Source organism: Sporolactobacillus sp. CQH2019, assembly GCF_028765345.1.
Lineage (GTDB): Bacteria > Bacillota > Bacilli > Bacillales > Sporolactobacillaceae > Sporolactobacillus.
In genome coordinates, this window is sequence record NZ_JARAJZ010000012.1 from 104,893 (window position 1) to 124,681 (window position 19,789).

The window sequence follows — 19,789 nt, forward strand, 5'->3', positions numbered from 1 at the left end:
TTGTGCCGCTATTTTTCCGCATTTAAAGTATAGCCTAATTACGGCAGAAGTGGGATGCAAAAAATTTGAAGACACTCTTAATGGTGAAAGGACAATAAAAGCGCCGGCGTCCGAAATTCGGGACGTTGGACGCTTTATCCGACTTTCCATTTATTTTAAAGCGATTTTTATCCTGTTTCTGTCAGTTCCGGCCCGATTCCGCCGTTTCGGCCCCCTTGCCGGAATCTTTTTCCGCAAAACCGCTGCCGGAAATAAGCCTGTGCTCGAAACGTTCCTCAGACTCATCTATTTCACCGCGATCAGGATAGGACTGAACAGGAATTCCGCGTTTTATTAAGTAAGTTTCGATTGCCTTGACCATCTGTTTCACGACGGCGATGCGGGCGAACCACTTACTGTTCGCCGGAATAATATGCCAGGGCGCATTCGGACGGTCCGTTTTCTCGAACATTTCTTCCGCCGCCTCGACGTACTCATCCCATTTTGCCCGATTGCGCCAGTCTTCGCTTGTAATTTTCCAGCGCTTCATCGGATTTTCCTCGCGCTCCTTGAAGCGCCTGTATTGTTCATCCTTGCTGATGTGCAGCCAGAATTTTTCAATGATATAGTGATCGTCGGTCAGCAGTTTCTCAAAATCGTTCAATTCGTCATAAGCGCGTTTCCATTCTTTCTTTTCAGCGAAACCCTCGATCCGCTCGACAAGCACCCGGCCGTACCAGGAACGGTCGAAAATCGCAATTTGGCCGTATTGCGGAATCTTGCGCCAGAAACGCTGCATGTAATGATACCTTTTCTCATGGGGAGCAGGGGCGGCGATCGAGGTCACGCGAACGCGCCTCGGATCAAGGTTGGCAACAGCCCGTTTGATCGCGCCGCCCTTTCCGGCCGCATCCCAGCCTTCAAAAACAAAAACAGCGGCAATCTTATTTTCGACAAGCTGATGCTGCAGAGCCAAAAGTTTCAGTTGATACTTTTCCAATTTTTTATTATATTTTTTCCTGCTTTCAATGTGTTGAGTCAGGTCCACCCGATCCAGTCTTCCCTTTGCCATATGTGCGCTCCCCCTTGTAATGCTGCGCGGGCCTTCCAAATATCAGCCTCCGCAAATCATTTTCCCTGTATGAACGATTAATGGATTCGCCTGTCCCCGATCCGCCGAATCAAGCTCCCGGCAAAAGATCCGGCAACGCCTTTAATATGCCCGCAAACGGTACTCTGTACACCGGAAGGAGACCCATTTATCCATCCGGCCGGGCCGCTCGGGATAAATTGAATGAAAGCCGTCAATACTAAAAGAACGGCAAACGCAACATGCCGAATTTTATCAGAAAGCCGTGAAAAACAAATGCCAAAGCATGAAACAGATGCGGAACAGCTGAACAAGCGGGCCAAATCAGCTGATTTCGACGACGAAGAATTTGCACAGCCGCTTGACGAACATTCGATTGAAGAAAAAGAACGTGCTCAGAGAACCGGCAATGACAGCATCAGTGAAACAAAGCAGCAAAATAAATAAGTCGTCAAAAGGGATCCGCGGACAATCGCACGGATCCCTTTTGATTGTGAGAATCAGCCATTAAAAAAGCCCGTGCATTCATTATACCAAAAACGTTCGGAACGGTGCGGTTTAACACCTTCCCTCCGATCAGAAATCAGCCGGATTGAGCCGGCATGCAAAAATGGCTGTTTCTTAATTCTTAAAGGAATGGATCGGTGCGGGAATACGCCCGCCGCGCACGATGAAATCCGCCGATGAACGGCCGTTCACCGCCATGACCGGTGCATGGCCGAGCAGCCCGCCGAATTCGACGCTGTCTCCCACTTTTTTGCCCGGTGCAGGGATTACCCGTACAGCCGTGGTCTTATTATTAATCACGCCGATGGCCGCTTCGTCGGCGATCATCGCGGAAATAGTTTCGGCGGGCGTGTCCCCGGGAATGGCGATCATATCCAGGCCGACCGAGCAAACCGCGGTCATCGCCTCCAGTTTCTCCAGATTGAGGGAACGGTTTTCGACGGCTTCAATCATGCCCGCATCCTCGGAAACCGGTATAAAGGCACCGCTCAGGCCGCCGACATGGCTGCATGCCATAACCCCGCCCTTCTTCACCGCATCATTCAGCAGGGCAAGCGCCGCCGTCGTTCCGTGCGTGCCTGCGGACTCCAGTCCCATTTCTTCAAGAATGCGGGCGACGGAATCGCCGACGGCCGGCGTGGGGGCGAGAGAAAGATCGACAATGCCGAACGGCACGCCGAGTCGTTTCGAGGCCTCCTGGCCGACAAGCTGGCCCATGCGCGTAATTTTAAACGCAATCTTCTTGATCGTTTCCGAAACGACATCGAAGCGCTCTCCCTTTACTTTCTCTAGCGCCCTCTTGACCACTCCGGGCCCGCTGACGCCGACATTGAGAATGCAGTCGGCTTCTCCGATACCGTGGAAAGCTCCGGCCATGAACGGATTATCTTCAACGGCATTGGCAAAAACAACCAGTTTGGCGCATCCCAGCCCCTGCCGGTCTGCCGTCAGTTCCGCCGTTTTCCTGATGATCCGTCCCATTTCCGCGACCGCATCCATGTTAATTCCCGATCGCGTCGAACCGACATTAACCGAAGAACAGACACGTTCCGTCGTCCGAAGCGCGTCGGGAATCGACCGGATCAGGCGCCGGTCGCCGGCCGTATATCCTTTCTGGACCAGTGCGCTGAATCCGCCGATAAAATTAACCCCGGTTGCCTTTGCCGCCCGATCGAGCGTTTCGGCATAGGCAGTATAGTCCGTATCTCCCGACGCACCGGCAACAAGCGCAATAGGCGTCACGGAAATACGCTTATGTATGATCGGAATGCCGAATTCATCGGCGATGTCTTCGCCGGTCTTGACCAAGTGTTCCGCAAGCCGTGTGATTTTGTCGTATATCTTTTTTCTTGCCTTCGAACCGTCGCTTTCAATACAGTCCAAAAGAGAAATACCCATCGTGATTGTCCGGATATCCAGTTTTTCTTCTTCAATCATCCGGATTGTTTCCAGTATTTTTGTCGTCTCCATCGTTGTTCAAGAACCTCCGTATCATAGACTGTGCATCGAAGTAAAAATTTCTTCTCTCTGAATTTTAATCTGAACGTTCAGTGCCTCGCCCTTCTCGGACAGCACTCTTTTAATTTCGCCGAAATTCTCGGCCGCTTTCGATAAGTCGAGAATCATCATCATAGTAAAATAGCCGTTCATAATCGTCTGCGTCACATCCAGAATATTGATTTCAAAGTCTGCAAGCTGGCTGCTGACGCCGGCAATGATGCCTACGTTGTCCTTGCCGATTACTGTTAAAATAGCTTTCACTGTCTTTCGCTCCCATCATTTCAATGATTGCCGGTATGCCAGGACACCCGGATCCGTCGGATCGAGCCGCCTGTTTTTCAGCCGTCATTTGACAAAAAAGATCTTTTCCTTTATTATAATTTTTGTCTTCAACAGCATGCGGGTGTAGTTTAATGGTAAAATTAGAGCTTCCCAAGCTCTCGTCGTGGGTTCGATTCCCATCACCCGCTTATCATGTTTTCGGAAAGGAGCGAACGATTCGCTCCTTTTTGCTTTGTCCCGCGGCCCGGTCAGATGCTGGTTACTTTGCCGAAGCTGCCTAAATGATCGATCCGGTTATAGTCGATGATCTGCCAGGAGCTTCCGTCTGAAATGATATGACTGATGCATGTGTTGAACAGTTTTGTTTTCCCGGTTCCGATTCTGCCTTCCGACAGCAGTGCCAGAATGGTGTTAATCAGGCCGCCGTGCGCCACAAGCAGAATAAGTCCGTCCGGAAAACGCCTTCTGATCCCTTCCAGCCCGCTCATGGCACGCTTCTCTATCTGATCGAACGGTTCCATCCCCGGGATCCTGCCGTCCGGAAAATGGCTGTCACGCTCCTGAACGGTCATTCCCGACGCCAGTCCGTAGTCTTTCTCGGTAAAGTCGCCGCTTTCAAACATAGGAAGGCCGCCGATATATCCGTTGACAATCCGGGCCGTTTCCTTTGCCCTGGCCAGCGGGCTCGTAAATACGGCGGCAAATTCCGTACGCTGCAGATACTGCCCGACTCTTTCCGCCTGTTCTTTTCCTTTGGCATTCAAGGGAATATCTTCGCGTCCCTGCAGTCTTCCGGCCGCATTCCACTCCGTTTCTCCATGCCTGAGGAGGCATATCGCTGTCAATTCATTCATCCTCCATCTGCTGAAACTGTCTGAAGCGCCGGCCCGGTACCGGCAAGGCTTCCCCGGCACTTCAGCCTGACAAACTGTGTAAATTCATTATAACGAAAAAACAGAACTTGTGCGCTGATAAATTCCGCATTTTTTTTGCCGGCTTATTTGAGAGACATAAAAATTTTTTTCAATTTAAACCATGCAGACAAGGCCAGACACTGCTGTGCGTCCATCAGGCCGCCGGCTCCTCCCCAGGCAAATTTTTAAAAGGCTCTTTCCAAAAAGCCGGATGATTTCAATACGCACCCCATCGGACAGAATTGAAACCCAGATCGGCACAATAAAGGAGGTGAGCATACTGCGCCAGCATGCCGCGGTTTTATGGTATGATAAGCGTTAACTGAATAAATGAGGTGAATAAAAAGTGAAGATAGAAGTATGGTCCGATTTTGTCTGCCCATTCTGTTATATAGGAAAACATCGTTTAGAGAACGCTTTGGCGCAATTTCCGCATAAAGATCAGACGAACATTGAATGGAGGAGCTTCGAACTTGATCCGAATGCCCCCGTTTACTCCGGGCTGCGCATTGAAGACATTCTTGCAAAAAAATACGGAATATCCATCGAACAGGCAAAACAGGCGAATCAAGGCGTCGCCGCTCAGGCAGCGGAACTCGGCCTGCTGTTTGATTTCGAAAAAATGAAACCGACGAATTCATTTGATGCGCATCGGCTCGCCAAGTATGCAAAAACTCAGAACCGGGACGCAGTCCTTTCCGAAAAACTTTTCAAAGCGCATTTCACGGAAGGCCGGGATATCGGCGATCGCAAGACACTATCGGCCCTTGCGGAATCCGCCGGACTCGACCGCACAGAAGCGGAGAAGGTCCTGCAGGATCAAAAGGCATTTGCCGATGATGTCCGAAAGGACGAGGCACTTGCCCGTCAATACGGGATCACCGGCGTTCCTTTCTTCCTCTTCAATTCGAAATATGCCGTTTCAGGCGCACAACCGCCGGAGACTTTTCGATCCGCCTTAGAAACGGCGTGGCAGGAAGAGGCCGCATCACCTGCCTTTCAGGATCTTTCGACTGAAAAAGATGTTACATGTGCGGACGGAAGCTGCGTCATTCCTGAAAAATAAACGGAGGCCGTTTTGCCCCACAACGGAGACAAGCCCCCCGAACAGAAAAAGCCTGAGCCGAACCGAAGAATGAGAAATAGGAGCCGGCGAATTTATAAAGCGCTCAGCAATCGATTTTCGGCAATAAGGCAGCTGATTGGGCAAAGCACGGATTAATCAACGATACCGTGCCTCGCCTCTTCTTTTCACACATTTTTCTTTCCTATATAAAAAGTATAAAGGTGTCCTATAAAGCAGGCTTTCTGACTCTATAGGACACCTTTAATACAGCGCTTTTTTTATATTCCAGAGACTCGCCGTTATCTCTGTCCTTTAACATACGGGATCCCGTCTGCCTTCGGCGGCTCGGCGCGCCCGACAAATCCTGTCAGAACAATAAGCGTCAGAACATAGGGCGCGATCATCATCACAACCGATGGAAGCCGGTCAATATAAGGAATCTGCTGACTCGTGATACTGAGCGCCTGGGCGAACCCGAAGAAAAGCGAGGCGCCCATCGCGCCGATCGGATGCCATTTGCCGAACACCATGGCGGCAAGCGCCAGGAAGCCCTGGCCGGCAATGGTCGAAACATTGTAATTCGCCGTAATCGTCACCAGGTAAACGGCGCCGCCGATTCCGCCGAAAAAGCCGCTCAGCATGACGCCGATATAGCGCATGCGGGTGACATTGATACCCAGCGTATCCGCCGCGGCAGGATGCTCGCCGACAGAACGCAGACGAAGACCGAAAGTAGTCTTGAAAATGATATACCAGACAGCAAACGACACCAATATTGCAAGATAAGACGTATAGGTGACCTGCTGAAAGAAAATAGGGCCGACGATCGGAATATTGGATAGTAAAGGAACGCTGATTTTATTAATATTGTGCGCAATGTAAGGCGTCTGTCCATTCCCGTTATAAATCAGCTTAACAAGAAATATTGTCAGTCCCGCCGCCAGAAAATTGAGAGCAACGCCGCTGACCGTCTGATCCGCTCTGAAAGTGATCGAGACGACGGCATGGATCAAAGAAAAAATGGCTCCGGCAACCGCCGCAATAAGAATGGCGATCCATGGCGAAGCATTGCCCAGACCCGCATGTTCAAGGAACAATGTGGCGATCGCCGCCGTGAATGCACCGACGGACATCAAGCCTTCCAGGCCAATGTTGACAACCCCGGAACGCTCAGAAAAAACACCGCCCAATGACGTGAAAATTAACGGCGCCGCCGTCAAAAGCGTCGAAGGAACAATGATCGCAAGAACTTCAAGAATGCTCAATTTTTATGCCCCCTCATTGAAAAACGAAGCAGTGCCCATTTAATTACATAGCTGGATCCGACAAAGAAAATAATAAGGGCAATAACGATCTGAATCAGTTCAACAGGCACGCCCGCCACCGATTGCATCGTCAGCCCGCCTGTCTGCAGCCCTGCAAACAGCGCTCCGGCGAGAATGACACCGACGGGCGTGTTCAGCCCCAGAAGGGCAACGGCAATTCCGTTAAACCCGATACCGGTAAACGTCGAATTAATCATCATATACTGGTATGTGCCCAGTCCTTCCATTGCACCGGCAAGTCCGGCAAATATGCCTGAGATAGTCAGCGACAGAATGATATTGCTGCTGACATTCATTCCCGCGTACTTTGAGGCGTCCGGGCTGAAGCCGACCGACCGAAGTTCATAACCTCTCGTTGTTTTCCACAGGATAAACCACATGGCGGCTGCAGCAAGGATGGCAACGATAAAGCCCCAGTGCAGCCTGGAGCCCTGCGTCAGATTGGCGAGGGCCGGAGAAGCGAGCGACGCTGAAGAAGGAATCGTCGGCGTTCGTTCGCCTTCTGTATAGAGAAAATTTTTGATGAGATAGCTGGTCGTATAGAGGGCGATATAGTTCATCATAATGGTCGAAATGACCTCATGGACTTTGAAGCGTGCTTTCAGGAATCCCGGAAGAAAGCCCCATAGTCCCCCGGCAGCCCCGCCTGCCAGGATGCAGAGCGGAAGCAGAATAACTTTGGGTAGCCCGGCCAGCACAATCGCCGCCGCAACCGATGCAAACCATCCGACAAGCAGCTGTCCCTCAACACCGATATTAAACAGACCCGTGCGGAAGGCAAAAGCTACGGCAAGTCCCGCCAGGACCAGCGGAATCATGGCACGGATTGTTTCCCCCGCATAATAGGGCTGAAGAAAAATGGATTGAACAATGGATCCATAGGCCAAAAGCGGATTGTAGCCCGCAGCCACCATGATCACGGCGCCGCAGAGCAGGCCCAGCACCACGGACACAATAGGCACCAGAAGCTTCATCCACTGAAGTTTACTCAGCATTTTACTCATGCCCGCGCCCCCTCTGTTTTGCGGCCGGCCATCAGCAAGCCGAGTTCATTTTCATTGGTTTCTTTCGGATTGACAATATCGATAATACGTCCTTCGAAAATGACGGCAATACGGTCGCTCAAGTGAAGGATTTCATCCAGTTCAAACGAAACAAGCAGTACCGCTTTCCCCTTCTCCTTCTCTTCAAGCAGTTTTCCGTGTATAAACTCAATGGCTCCGATATCAAGCCCGCGGGTCGGCTGCGCTGCAACGAGCAGCTGCGGGCTGCGGTCCACTTCGCGGGCGACAATCACTTTTTGCTGGTTGCCTCCGGACAGCGAACGCGCCAGGGTATGCTCGCCGGGCGTCCGCACGTCATATTCATGGATCAGTTGTCTCGCTTTTTTTGAAATCACCTTATTGTTCAGTACGCCCGCATACGAATAGGGCTGTTTATAGTAAGTCTGAAGAACCATGTTCTCGCCGATTGAAAAGTCCAGCACCAGCCCGTGTTTCTGCCGGTCTTCTGGAATATAGCCCAGTCCTGCTTCAATGATTTTTCTGGTTTTACAGTGGGTCACATCATTGCCGTTGATTTCAATGGCGCCTTCTTTTACTTTTCGAAGTCCCGCAATCGCCTCAACGAGCTCCGTCTGGCCGTTGCCGTCCACACCGGCGATGCCCATAATTTCCCCGCCGTGTACGGTCAGATTCAGCTGATTCAATGCTTTGACCCTTCTGGTATCCAGCACAGTCAGGTTCCTGATCTCAAGCACTTTTTCCTTGGGCTCATAAGGCGCGTTATTAATCTGGACGTTCACCTTTCGGCCGACCATCATATCTGCCAGGTCGCCCGGATTCGTCTCGCCGATACCGACAGTGCCGATTATTTTCCCGCGGCGGATGACGGTGCAGCGGTCGCATGCCTCAAAGATCTCTTTAAGTTTGTGCGTAATCAGAATGATCGATTTGCCTTCTTTGACAAGACGCTTCATGATGTCAATCAATTCTTTGATTTCAAGCGGTGTCAGCACGGCTGTCGGCTCATCGAAAATCAGGATATCCGATCCGCGGTACAGCGTCTTGAGAATCTCCACACGCTGCTGCATACCCACTGTTATGTCCTCCACTTTTTTTGCCGGATCCACGTCAAGTCCGTATTTTTCCGACAGATCCCTGGCAATCTTTACGGCTCCGGCCATGTCCAGCCTGCCGTGAATCGTCGGCTCTCTGCCCAGTATGATATTTTCAGCAACTGTAAATTTTTCGACAAGCATGAAATGCTGATGAACCATCCCGATTCCGAGACGATTGGCATCATTCGGATCGGCAATCCGCACTTTTTTCCCGTGAACATAGATTTCACCTTCATCCGGCTGGTAAAGGCCGAACAGCACATTCATCAGCGTCGATTTTCCCGCCCCGTTTTCCCCGAAAAGAGCATGTATTTCTCCTTCCTTCACCTGAAGGGTAATATCGTCATTGGCGATAATACCGGGAAATGCTTTCCTGATATGCTTCATCTCAATCGCGTAGGGCATTTCTCTGTCTCCAATCTCAAATTATGTACTTGATGTTCTTGATTAGATAGATGACAAGCAACTCAATAAACCACGTATACCGTTCATTATATTGGCTGAAGAAGTCTTCAAATGAGTGCCGAATGTTGAAATGGAGACTGCTTATAATTTGTCATGCGGATCGTGCATTTAAAAAAGTCATGAATGAAAATCCCGCGGCTCCTCGAGACACGGACCGTAACAGAGGATTCCGGCCGATTATTAGACGATTTCTTAAACAGGCACTTAAGAAAACAGCCCTAAAAATAACAATAATGATGGATGGGGCGCCATCCGCCTCATCCATCAGGTCAGTGCATCTTACTTCAAGTTAGAAAGATATGTTTGATATTCCCGGTCTGTTGTCGGCACCTTGATGCTGCCGTCAATAATTTTCTGTTTGTAGGCATTCACACGATCAAGCACGTTCTGAGGCATGTTCTTTGTTGTCGGAGCGATACCGACGCCGTTTTCTTTCAGCCCGTACATAAGCACCTGGCCGCCGGGGAATTTACCTGCCTTGGCTTTCGTTGCAACATCATAGATGGCTTTGTCTACGCGTTTAACCATTGAAGTTAACGTAACGTTTTGAGGAAGTCCCTGAGCATACTGATCCTTGTCGACACCGATGACCCAGACCTTCTTTCCGTTCTTTGTCCGGTCTTTTGCTTCGGTAAATACGCCGTTCCCGGTGTCGCCTGCTGAAGCATAAATAATGTCTGCGCCCTTCGTATACATCGTTGAAGCAATAGCCTGCCCCTTATCGGGAGCATTGAAGGCACCTGCATACTGGACATCGATGCTCGCCTTCGGGTTAACCGCCTTGACCCCGGCTTTGAAACCATTTTCGAACTTTTTAATCAGGGCCGAATTAACACCGCCGATAAAACCGACCTGATTTGTTTTTGTCATCATACCGGCCACAACGCCGACGAGGAACGAACCCTGCTCTTCCTTAAAAGTTATGCTGGCCACATTTTTCAGCGGCTTATTGTCCTTTCCTACAGCAACCGCATCAATGATGCCGAGTTTGGCATTAGGATTCTGTTCAGCCACATTCTGTACATCATTCTGCATCAGGAAGCCAATGCCGAAGACCACATTATAGCTCTGATGGACGAGCTGATTCAGGTTCGGAGAATAATCGGATGCCTGTGTCGACTGAAGATACTTGACATCCGTTCCCACTTTTAACCGGTTAGCCTTGGCAAAGCTCTGCAGGCCTTCCCATGAAGACTGGTTAAAAGATTTGTCATTCACACCGCCGGTATCCGTAACCATTCCGGCCTTAAAAGTGCTCTTGCCGGCAGTGTCTGCGGTCGTGCCGCCGCCGCAGCCTGCGAGAATTGTCGCAAGGACGACAACGCATGCTGCAAGGATCGCTATTCTCTTTTTGAACACAAAAACTCCCCCTGTTTTTCTTAATGTCGCAACTCACAAATTTAACTATAGCCTATCCATGAAAAAAAATAAATATTAAAAACAGGCAAAAGGCGAAAATTAAAAAGCATTTTTTATAAATCGTTCGCTTTTCAAACAATTTTCACCCCTGAGCGTCCGTTTTTTCCTGAACACATCCTATAGATAGGAACTATGTCCTGCTCCCCGTCTCTTTCAGACAACACGGCGCTGCCGGATGGATTCCGTCTCTCTTTTATACAAGCACCTATTTAATCTATCCCGCACACCTTCCCAAGTTTAGATCATTTCACAGAAAAACGGACAAGTTTTGTTATATTTTCTGACATAGTGTTCGATCATCCGTATTTGTGGGTGACTTTTTCGTTCTGCTATAATAAATGTGATTATTATAGGCAAGAGGGGGAATAAATATGGAACATCTTCTGTTTATCGAAACCGGCGTCGGGGTTGATGTGCACGGTCAGGATGTGACAACAGCTGCGGTACGTGCGGTCATTGACGCCATCCATAAAAACTCAATGCCCGGCATTACCGAATTTCTGCCTGACCATGATCTGAACAATATGAAGGTCAATATCCGTCTGGCTGTTCCACTTGACAAGGATTCCCTGGACAGAGACAAGGTGAAAGCCGAAATACCGTACGGAACGGTCACTGTCGACGTTGCGGACGGCGGAATGGCGGCCCCGAGCGGCATTGTTCTGAAGGAAAAAAACGATAAGAATGACCTGATGTATATTGTCAACGCCTCTGTCGAAGTCGGCTATTGATACAGAATAATTGCAGCGTCCAATCTGCAGCGAAAACGCCGGCTTAACAGGTACAAGCGACTAAAAATGATCGGGTTTTCCGTTTCCCGCCAAGATCCGATCGGGTTCATGCGGGCAGCGGATGATATCTGCCCAAGCGGTCCAAAAACACGTACGGAAATAATCATTGTGAAGGACCTGTAACGGGCCCGGATCACAGACTCCGATTCTGTTTGAATCGGAGCTTTTATTTACGCGTTTGGATATGCGACCAGGCGTTGAAAGCCCGATACAGGCCCGGCCGCGGGACGAGCCTCGCGCGCGTGATCGACAATAGGAGCGCAAGCCGCCGGCCTGGATGAGCCGCCGCGGATAGTTGACAACCGGATGACGGTGCACTTTGCCGACCCGGCTGACAAAGAAATACGAGTCTGTTTTCCATGAATCTTTTTCTAAAGATCCGCTCTCTATCTCTAATTTAGTTAAAAATCCGTGATTGAACGCTGTGACTCTGGAATGAGGAACGATGATGGATTCAACATTTTTGCGGCCGCCGGATGATGAAGATACTCACTCCATTTTTAGCGGTGTAAATCTGAAAAAGTTATAATAGGCGTAACGATCTGAAGGGGTGAAAGATGAGACTGAAATTGCCAGGTGCGTAACTGGATGACGTACTGGTTCATTTGGCCATTCCACGGCCATCGACTTTGGGAACCGGATAGAGGCAGACAGCAAACCGCCCCCATTTTGAAAAGCTATCAAAATGAGGGCCGCCTTTTATTTCTTGATCGATTTTTTAATAATCAGGGCCAGTCCCAATGTAAATATGGTAGCAATCAGAATAAAGAAGTTTATATCGACGGCCGGTTTGAACGTGGTTTTTTCCTCAGTAATTTCGTAGAAACCAAGCGGTTTGACCGAAAGATATCCGCCTCCTCCACCTCCCCTGTCCGTAGGCAAATCATCTTTTCTTGCCGCGGTACCGCCACCGCCCGCCCATATACCGGACCCTCGCCACGGGGACGATTTGTTTTTTGCCGGCATCGATGGTTTCTCCGAAAACGGTTGAGACGTCCTTTGGCTTCAAAAAGCGCGTAAAAAAGCGCTCAACAAATGATGAAGGCTCGCTGTCTGCCTGACGATTTAATGAGTCACCCGTTTTTTCCATCCGTCATTCCTCCTTTTTCGCAGCCTGTATAACCCAAACGGCTGCTGCATGAGTGAGTCTTGAAACCGAACGCGTCGGCACCATTACATCATTAATCATTTCGCCGCAGCCACATGAATCACCTTTTTTATCAGGGAGATGAACGAAGCGAAAAAGCTTCTTCTATGGCAACATCGTGTCGACGGCCGACCGTTAAAAATCCCCCCCGCCGGCCATCCTTAGGCCTCTTCTCCTTTACTGTTACTATTTTTGAAGCGCTTCTTTAATTTATCCTGATGCGCCCGTACAATCTCTTCAAGGCTTATGTGATAGAGGCCGGCAAGAACGGCCAGATTGGACAGCACATCGCCCATTTCTTCAGCCAGATTTTGTCGGATTTCGCTTTTCGACTTTTTCCGTTCTTCAGGATGATCCCGGCCAATCTCATAGGCACGGACAGCTCTGGACACTTCACCGACTTCTTCCATTAAAAATCCCGCCCTGATAAACGGGCCGAGGTCTTTCCAGCCCCTTTTGCTGTAGAAGTTTATCTCCCAATCCTGTACCTCCGACAGATTCATTGTACCCTTCCCCCTGTCCCCTTATTGCGTTTGTTTTCAGTTTAACATGCCAGCTCATTGCGTGACCGTGCAGCGGATTTCTTTGCCGATTCTGCCGCCGCTCTTTATGCGGCCCTACCCCAATAAACAGAATGAGTCATCCATTTATTAAGGCGCAGGCACGGACAGCGAAAATCAGGGATATCGTCTTCTTTATCTTTACACATATATTTACATGTGTAAACAAAGCTTCTATAATGAGAACAAGCAATCCTACAATCATGAGAAAAGCGTTTATTCTCTGCAGACGCTGCAATCATTACAAATCGGGAGGACGTTATGTCAATCGTAAATCAGCAATCGAACAGAAAGTTATTGGGTGTCGCCGGCCTGGCCTGGCTGTTCGACGCCATGGACGTCGGTATGTTATCTTTTATTATTGCGGCACTGAAACCGGAATGGCATCTAAATGAAGTCCAGATGGGCTGGATCGGCAGCATCAGTTCAATCGGCATGGCGGTCGGTGCCCTGATTTTCGGGCTTCTGGCCGATCGGGCCGGCAGAAAGATTGTTCTAATCTTTACCTTATTGCTGTTCTCGCTCGGCGGCGGCTTTTCCGCGCTGGCCGCCGGGCTCGGCATTTTCCTTTTTCTGCGTTTCTTCGTCGGCATGGGCCTGGGCGGTGAACTTCCCGTCGCTTCCACACTTGTCTCCGAAAGCGTGCCCACTGACAAACGGGGACGGATCGTCGTCCTGCTGGAAAGTTTCTGGGCCGCCGGCTGGATCGCCGCCGCTTTGATTTCTTATTTTATTATCCCTTATTACGGTTGGCGCATCGCTCTGATCATCGGTGCGGTGCCGGCTTTCTACGCGATTTATTTAAGATGGAACATCCACGACTCGTCCAGATATTTGGCCCAAAAACAGGAGTCAAATCATCATGTTATCAGAAACATCGCCGAAGTGTGGTCGAAAAATTATGTCAGACGGACCGTGATGCTCTGGGTGCTGTGGTTCTGTGTCGTCTTCTCGTATTACGGCATGTTTTTATGGCTCCCGAGCATTGTCGTACTGAAAGGCTTCAGCCTTGTCAAGAGTTTCCAATATGTACTGATCATGACACTGGCTCAGCTGCCCGGCTATTTCACGGCCGCCTGGCTGATTGAAAAGTGGGGAAGAAAATGGGTACTGATCGTTTATCTGATCGGCACGGCCGTAAGCGCCTATTTCTTCGGAATTGCCTCAGCACTGCCGCTGCTCCTGACTTCGGGCATTCTGCTCTCCTTCTTTAATCTCGGCGCCTGGGGGGCGCTTTACGCTTATTCGCCCGAACAGTATCCGACCGCAATCCGCGGGACAGGAACGGGTATGTCCGCAGCATTCGGACGGGTCGGCGGCATCTTCGGCCCGCTGCTCGTCGGTTATCTGGTCACGCAGCATTTTTCGATCGCATTTGTCTTTGCCATTTTCTGTGCCTCGATCATTCTCGGCGTGCTTGCCGTGCTCGTGCTCGGAAAAGAAACAATGAATAAAGAATTGACCTGAAAACAGGAGGGATACAGTGCTTTTTTATTCTTTCTTCCGTAAAATTAAAGTAATCAGTATGCATAAGAAACGAGGGGAAATGAAGTGGCAAATAAAGCGCTGATCATTGTTGACTACACCGTCGATTTTGTCGCCGCTGACGGAAAACTGACATGCGGCCGGCCCGGACAGAAGATCGAGAACAATATTGTCGGTCTCGCCGAACAATTCGTTGCCGATCAGTCATGGATCGTTCTGGCCGTCGACCGGCATGAAAAAGGCGATCGCTGGCATCCGGAAACAAAACTGTTCCCGCCGCATAATATCGCCGGCACTCACGGCCGCGACTTTTACGGAAAATTGGAAACATGGTATCAGAAGAACAGAGACTATCCGAGACTCTATTATATGGATAAGACGAGATACAGCGCATTTGCCGGGACCGATCTCGACATGCGGCTGCGCGCCCGCCGAGTGGATGAAATCGACGTCTGCGGCGTCTGCACTGACATCTGCCTGCTCCATACGCTGGTCGATGCCTATAATCTCGGCTACAAACTGGTTGTCCACGCGGATGCCGCCGCAAGTTTCAACCAGCAAGGGCACGACTGGGCACTGCAGCACTTCAAGAATACGCTCGGCGCGGACGTTGTCGGCGGAGAGTAGTCCGACGCCGGTTCCAGGTTCAGACGGAGCGGAGCACATCATTCGCGGTGATTTTCATAAATCGATTTTAGGCAGAGACAGCCAAACGGTAACTGTGGCTGCTTAAAAGATTTTCGCCTGAAACTTTCAGAATGACCTGCAGGTTACCAATATGGGGACAAAATAGCAGTCAAGGAACAGCCGCCCAGTAAGGAAGCTGCGACTTCTGTTTTTCCGGATAGATGACGACTGATGGTACGGCCCCCCTGACTGTGGCTGTGATCGCAATAAAACAGAAACTATGCTTATTCTAAACTTCTTAAAAAATCATATGATTTAACTGGAGTAAATAGGAAATTATCGGCAGCGGCAGGTGAGAACGCCCGGGTGAATATATAATCGGCAATTTTTTTAAAGCGCTTTTTTAGAAACGTCTTTAAAGTTTCGTGAAGATGTACTATAATATTTATTGCTGAACGAAAGTTAAAAATTGTACGCTGCGTATCTTATCTTATGCATCTGCATCTGCGGTTTAAACGAATCACGAAGATTCGTGAAATAATCTATAATTATAGGTAGACTGCGGATAAATAGTTTTTGTAGATAAGGGTACTTTTGAGGGTCACGAAGATCGATTAACTTTTTGATTTCATCAAAGAGTTAATTGGCAGTCGTGACTCTTTTGCTTGTTTTGGTCATGTTTCTAATCAGCTTTCAGAGCCCTTCACCTATGTATCGTTAAATTCATTAGAGAGGCAGGAATGGAAGATGCATATACCCGATAACTATTTAAGCCCTGAAACCTGTGCTGTCATGGGTGCAGTCATGGTGCCGGTCCTCATCGTATCCGTCAGAAATGTCAAAAACAAATTTTCTCGCAAACGGCTTTCTTTGATCGGTGTCGGTTCCGCTTTATCTTTTCTAATGATGATGTTTAACGTGCCCGTTCCGGGCGGCACAACCGCACATGCGGTGGGAGGCACGCTGCTTGCCATCCTGCTCGGTCCGGAGGCGGCCTGTCTGGCGATTGCCTCGTCCTTGCTCATTCAATCTCTGATCTTCGGTGACGGCGGCGTCCTTTCCTACGGCGCGAATATTTTCAATATGGCATTTGTCATGCCGTTTGCCGGCTGGTTTCTTTATACAATGCTGATGAAACTATTTAAATTCAGGCAGGGGAAAATCATCGCCGCAGCGATTGCCTCCTACATTGCCATCAACCTTTCGGCCCTGTTCGCAGGCATTGAATTGGGTATCCAGCCGCTGCTGTTCACCAATGCGCACGGTGTGCCGCTTTACGCGCCCTATCCGCTCAATATTTCAATACCGGCCATGCTGATCGCCCACTTAACGATGGCAGGCATTGCCGAAATAGTTTTCACTGCTGGTATACTGACCTTCATTATGAAAGTATCGCCTGATCTGTTGAACGAAGATGCGCCGCTGCACTCCCGCAAGCTGTCGTTGCTCATGCTTGTTCTCATTCCGCTGACACCGTTCGGCCTGCTGGCCTCGGCCTCTGCCTGGGGTGAATGGGATCCGTCCGAACTCGCCAAAAAAATCGGCTATACCCCAAGCGGCATGACGCATGGCTTCAATTATCATGCCTTGATACCCGGCTATTCCGTATCCGGGCTGCCGGACATCGCAGGATACATCCTTTCTGCACTTGCCGGTGTCGCGATTATTGTCATTTTCTACCGTCTGCTTGCCGGCAGGCGCAATAAACCCGGAAACGGCAAGGCGGTTCAGTAATGAATCAGACAACGCAGCTTCCAAGCTGGCTCACCGAAACTGATGAGTATGAGCCGGCCGTGCAAAAAAATCATTTTGTCGATAGAAATATTCAAACGCTGCAGAGAATTTTGCTTACGATGCAAAAAACGGAAGAGCCGAAGGGCTTTTTAGCGGGCACTCAGGCAGCTGTTAAACTGCCCTTTTTTTGCCTGATGATTCTATGGGTATCGCTGAGCCGATCATCTGCTTTCTTACTTATCTTCTCAACGCTTCTGCTGCTGATACTGAGCGTATCGCCGCTGAAACTGATTCAGCAATGTCTCGTGCCCGGCCTCACAGCTGCAGCGCTGATGTTCATCACACTTGTGCCGGCATGGCTGCTCGGTTACAGTCAGCTGCTCAATCCGCTCATTCTTAAATCGTGGATGACGGTGACACTGACTGTATTGCTTGCCGCTACAACGCCGCGTGACGATCTGATTGCAGCACTGAAAGTGTTCCGTATGCCGGATACATTCATTCTTGTGCTGGACATTACGATCAATTATATTGTCATGCTGTCCCGATGCGCTCTGGCGATGTTTTACGCGATACGGCTAAGGACCGTCGGCCGCAGCAAAACGTTTCATCATTCTTTCTCCGGAATTGGCGGCACATTGTTTATTAAATCACAAATGCTCTCACAGGGGTTGCTTGATGCGATGTATTGCCGCGGGTTTGACGGACATTATCGCAGGGCTGAACACATTCACTTTCATATGACAGACTGTCTGCTTGTCCTGACAGCTATTGCTGTGACAATCTGTTTCTTCAGCATTTGAAAGGGGGGCATCAACTTGATCCAGTTAGATCATGTATCCTATACGTATGACGGTTCGGAAAATGCGCTGGCCGATATATCTTTGAACATCGCGGATGGAGCTTCACTCGCTCTGATAGGCGCCAACGGCAGCGGCAAATCAACGCTGATGAAAATCATCAGCGGCCTTACCATTCCGAGTTCAGGCGTCTATCGCCTAAATAATGAGGAAATTACTGAAAAAAAGCTTAAGGATCCCCGCTTTTCCCGAATGTTTCATAAACAAATCGGTTTTGTCTTTCAAAATTCAGAAACCCAGCTTTTTTGCAGCAATGTCTGGGAGGAAATCGCTTTTGGCCCCCTGCAGATGGGCCTGACCGTTCAGGACGTTCAGGCGAGAGTAACAGAGATAATGGATTTACTGGAGATCAGCCATCTAAAAAAACGTCCGCCTTATCACCTAAGCGGAGGGGAACAAAAGCGTGTAGCAATCGCCGCAACAGCAGTGATGAACCCCGATGTTTATCTTTTTGACGAACCCATGAACAATCTTGATCCCAAGAACAAAAGCTTTTTACGCCAATTTATTTCCCGGCTTAATCAGTCCGGGAAAACGATTATCTGTTCGACGCATGATTTCGCCTATGTCGATGATCTTTTTAAGAAAGCTGCTGTTTTTTCAGAGACACATCAATTAGTCAGGTTAGACGACTACAGCCGAGTATTGGCTGACCGGGATTTCTTGACTAAAATGAATATTATCTGACCAGCTGCTTTTTTCTTGATTGTACTGTTTTTTTTAATTCGCATGTTGATTGTTCCGGCACTTTAGTCATCCGTAAAACCTGTTTTTAATAACTTCTCGGAGACGGTTAAAAAGAAATCTATTCTCCAATAGACTGATAAATCCAAACATAGGGGGCTAGTATTTTTAAAAACTTTTCGACCAGTTTCTCACTCTAAATTCAGCTAATGGATAATCATCCTTTCATATTTTTTAAAATGGTTATACCCTCAACTTATGTATTCAGTCGGGCCGCGTTCTGCTCTTTTGAAGGTTCAGTCGAACGGCGGTTTATTCCGCTGAAAAAGAGGAATATCCTGTACGGACAAGCGTTACCTGGCGGAAACACCCGATCTTTTTCTCCATTCCGCCGCGAACTCCTGTGAATCGTGGCGAAAATCGCCGGGAAACGCCAATGTATTATTGTAAAAAGCAAAATATCAACAGCAACCGGCAGAATATCGACAGTAACGCGCTGAAAATCGACAGTAACGGCCAAATAATCAACAGTAAACGAACTGGAATCAATAAGCGTGAATAATCAGAACAACAAGACCATCCCTGATTAATGGATCAGCCGCAGCCGGAGTCTGGCCCACTGGTGTGTCCGATTGATCGATCATGGCTGGGAGTTTATCAGTCGTTACGTCCATTTTATCGACCGTTGCGGATGTTTATGGATCGTGGAACCGCTCTCCGTCTTTCGAGAGATTGATGATTTCAGAAGTCGATCATCGTCTGACGGCACAGCGGGAAGATGTGCTAAAGAGATGCTTATAAAACTTTAAATTAAATGAGCCACCTGATGATATTTAATAAGTCATTGTCAGATGGACGATCGCGGTGATGGCGTGCGATGAGCATGAAATTCCGTGCCCATTTTTTCGCTATTGCGTGCAACTAAACTCATCGCGTCAGGTCGAAATTAGCGAAAACAAAAACATGCTAAAAGAATGGCTGGTACGTTTACCGGAAACTTGTGAGTTATCCAGTGACACTCACTAAAGGCCTTCTAAACTTAATATCTATTTTCATACTTCCATCGCTGTGTAAACAGCCGGTCCTACATCAAAGTTCCAGAAATATTCTAGTAGATCGTTTCATAAATACCGTTAATATATTAATGCTCAGTTTGCCATGGACTCCATTTTATATTTCCAACGAAAGGGGACAGGATTTTGGTTGATTTCCTGTAAATAAAGTTCCATGCGCTG

18 protein-coding genes, 1 tRNA gene and 1 pseudogene are annotated in these 19,789 nt (G+C 48.9%); 9 read left to right on the plus strand and 11 right to left on the minus strand.

What is annotated here, in order from left to right; genetic code table 11:
- Window positions 1-304: 304 nt before the first annotated feature.
- Window positions 305-1,051, minus strand: a pseudogene (locus OYT88_RS16375) (polyphosphate kinase 2 family protein); the annotation flags it as partial.
- A 294-nt stretch (window positions 1,052-1,345) separates the two neighbouring features.
- Between OYT88_RS16375 and OYT88_RS16380 the strand changes: the two are divergent.
- Window positions 1,346-1,516 carry a hypothetical protein gene (locus tag OYT88_RS16380; protein ID WP_274401417.1) on the plus strand — a complete coding sequence of 57 codons (171 nt, stop codon included), beginning with the start codon at window positions 1,346-1,348 and terminating at the stop codon, window positions 1,514-1,516.
- 174 nt (window positions 1,517-1,690) lie between these two features.
- On the opposite strand, the gene OYT88_RS16385 is transcribed toward OYT88_RS16380, so the two are convergent.
- Entirely contained in the window at window positions 1,691-3,046 is a 1,356-nt protein-coding gene (locus OYT88_RS16385) for a PFL family protein (protein WP_274401418.1), read from the minus strand.
- Window positions 3,047-3,067: 21 nt separating this feature from the next.
- Window positions 3,068-3,337 (minus strand): ACT domain-containing protein, encoded by a 270-nt coding sequence (locus OYT88_RS16390; RefSeq protein ID WP_274401419.1) that lies wholly within the window; start codon window positions 3,335-3,337, stop codon window positions 3,068-3,070.
- A 138-nt stretch (window positions 3,338-3,475) separates the two neighbouring features.
- On the opposite strand from OYT88_RS16390, the gene OYT88_RS16395 reads away from it, so the two are divergent.
- A tRNA-Gly gene (locus OYT88_RS16395) sits at window positions 3,476-3,546 on the plus strand.
- 60 nt (window positions 3,547-3,606) lie between these two features.
- On the opposite strand, the gene OYT88_RS16400 is transcribed toward OYT88_RS16395, so the two are convergent.
- Window positions 3,607-4,203: a histidine phosphatase family protein gene (locus OYT88_RS16400; RefSeq protein WP_274401420.1), complete on the minus strand. Its 597-nt coding sequence runs from the start codon at window positions 4,201-4,203 to the stop codon at window positions 3,607-3,609.
- Window positions 4,204-4,618: 415 nt separating this feature from the next.
- Here OYT88_RS16400 and OYT88_RS16405 point away from each other — a divergent pair, with 415 nt between their 5' ends.
- Window positions 4,619-5,338, plus strand: coding sequence for a DsbA family oxidoreductase (locus tag OYT88_RS16405; protein ID WP_274401421.1), 720 nt, complete (start codon window positions 4,619-4,621; stop codon window positions 5,336-5,338).
- A 299-nt stretch (window positions 5,339-5,637) separates the two neighbouring features.
- Here OYT88_RS16405 and OYT88_RS16410 read toward each other — a convergent pair whose 3' ends face one another.
- The 4 genes from OYT88_RS16410 to OYT88_RS16425 form a co-directional block, all read right to left on the minus strand.
- On the minus strand, window positions 5,638-6,603 hold the full coding sequence (locus tag OYT88_RS16410; protein WP_274401422.1) for an ABC transporter permease: 966 nt from the start codon (window positions 6,601-6,603) through the stop codon (window positions 5,638-5,640).
- Window positions 6,600-7,667, minus strand: coding sequence for an ABC transporter permease (locus OYT88_RS16415; protein ID WP_274401424.1), 1,068 nt, complete (start codon window positions 7,665-7,667; stop codon window positions 6,600-6,602). Before OYT88_RS16415 ends, OYT88_RS16410 begins: the two co-directional genes overlap by 4 nt.
- Window positions 7,664-9,187, minus strand: a complete 1,524-nt coding sequence (locus OYT88_RS16420; protein ID WP_274401425.1) for an ABC transporter ATP-binding protein — start codon at window positions 9,185-9,187, stop codon at window positions 7,664-7,666. Before OYT88_RS16420 ends, OYT88_RS16415 begins: the two co-directional genes overlap by 4 nt.
- A gap of 339 nt (window positions 9,188-9,526) precedes the next feature.
- Window positions 9,527-10,606 carry a BMP family lipoprotein gene (locus OYT88_RS16425; RefSeq protein ID WP_274401426.1) on the minus strand — a complete coding sequence of 360 codons (1,080 nt, stop codon included), beginning with the start codon at window positions 10,604-10,606 and terminating at the stop codon, window positions 9,527-9,529.
- Between the two features lie 431 nt (window positions 10,607-11,037).
- On the opposite strand from OYT88_RS16425, the gene OYT88_RS16430 reads away from it, so the two are divergent.
- Window positions 11,038-11,397, plus strand: coding sequence for a Lin0512 family protein (locus OYT88_RS16430; RefSeq protein ID WP_274401427.1), 360 nt, complete (start codon window positions 11,038-11,040; stop codon window positions 11,395-11,397).
- Between the two features lie 759 nt (window positions 11,398-12,156).
- Here the strand turns inward: OYT88_RS16430 and OYT88_RS16435 are convergent.
- From OYT88_RS16435 to OYT88_RS16445, 3 genes are all read right to left on the minus strand, one after another.
- On the minus strand, window positions 12,157-12,339 hold the full coding sequence (locus OYT88_RS16435; protein ID WP_274401428.1) for a hypothetical protein: 183 nt from the start codon (window positions 12,337-12,339) through the stop codon (window positions 12,157-12,159).
- 1 nt (window position 12,340) lies between these two features.
- Complete coding sequence (locus OYT88_RS16440; protein ID WP_274401430.1) at window positions 12,341-12,547, minus strand: hypothetical protein; 207 nt, start codon at window positions 12,545-12,547, stop codon at window positions 12,341-12,343.
- 218 nt (window positions 12,548-12,765) lie between these two features.
- Complete coding sequence (locus OYT88_RS16445; protein ID WP_274401431.1) at window positions 12,766-13,107, minus strand: MazG nucleotide pyrophosphohydrolase domain-containing protein; 342 nt, start codon at window positions 13,105-13,107, stop codon at window positions 12,766-12,768.
- 318 nt (window positions 13,108-13,425) lie between these two features.
- On the opposite strand from OYT88_RS16445, the gene niaP reads away from it, so the two are divergent.
- The 5 genes from niaP to OYT88_RS16470 all read left to right on the plus strand — a co-directional run bounded on the left by niaP (window position 13,426) and on the right by OYT88_RS16470 (window position 18,557).
- Window positions 13,426-14,631, plus strand: a complete 1,206-nt coding sequence (niaP, locus tag OYT88_RS16450; RefSeq protein WP_274401433.1) for a niacin permease NiaP — start codon at window positions 13,426-13,428, stop codon at window positions 14,629-14,631.
- 84 nt (window positions 14,632-14,715) lie between these two features.
- Window positions 14,716-15,276 (plus strand): cysteine hydrolase family protein, encoded by a 561-nt coding sequence (locus OYT88_RS16455; protein ID WP_274401434.1) that lies wholly within the window; start codon window positions 14,716-14,718, stop codon window positions 15,274-15,276.
- A gap of 747 nt (window positions 15,277-16,023) precedes the next feature.
- Window positions 16,024-17,010, plus strand: coding sequence for a cobalt transporter CbiM (gene cbiM, locus OYT88_RS16460; RefSeq protein ID WP_274401435.1), 987 nt, complete (start codon window positions 16,024-16,026; stop codon window positions 17,008-17,010).
- Window positions 17,010-17,813 carry an energy-coupling factor transporter transmembrane component T gene (locus OYT88_RS16465; protein ID WP_274401437.1) on the plus strand — a complete coding sequence of 268 codons (804 nt, stop codon included), beginning with the start codon at window positions 17,010-17,012 and terminating at the stop codon, window positions 17,811-17,813. Before cbiM ends, OYT88_RS16465 begins: the two co-directional genes overlap by 1 nt.
- Before the next feature lie 15 nt (window positions 17,814-17,828).
- Window positions 17,829-18,557, plus strand: coding sequence for an energy-coupling factor ABC transporter ATP-binding protein (locus tag OYT88_RS16470; protein WP_274401439.1), 729 nt, complete (start codon window positions 17,829-17,831; stop codon window positions 18,555-18,557).
- The last annotated feature ends 1,232 nt before the right edge of the window (window positions 18,558-19,789 follow it).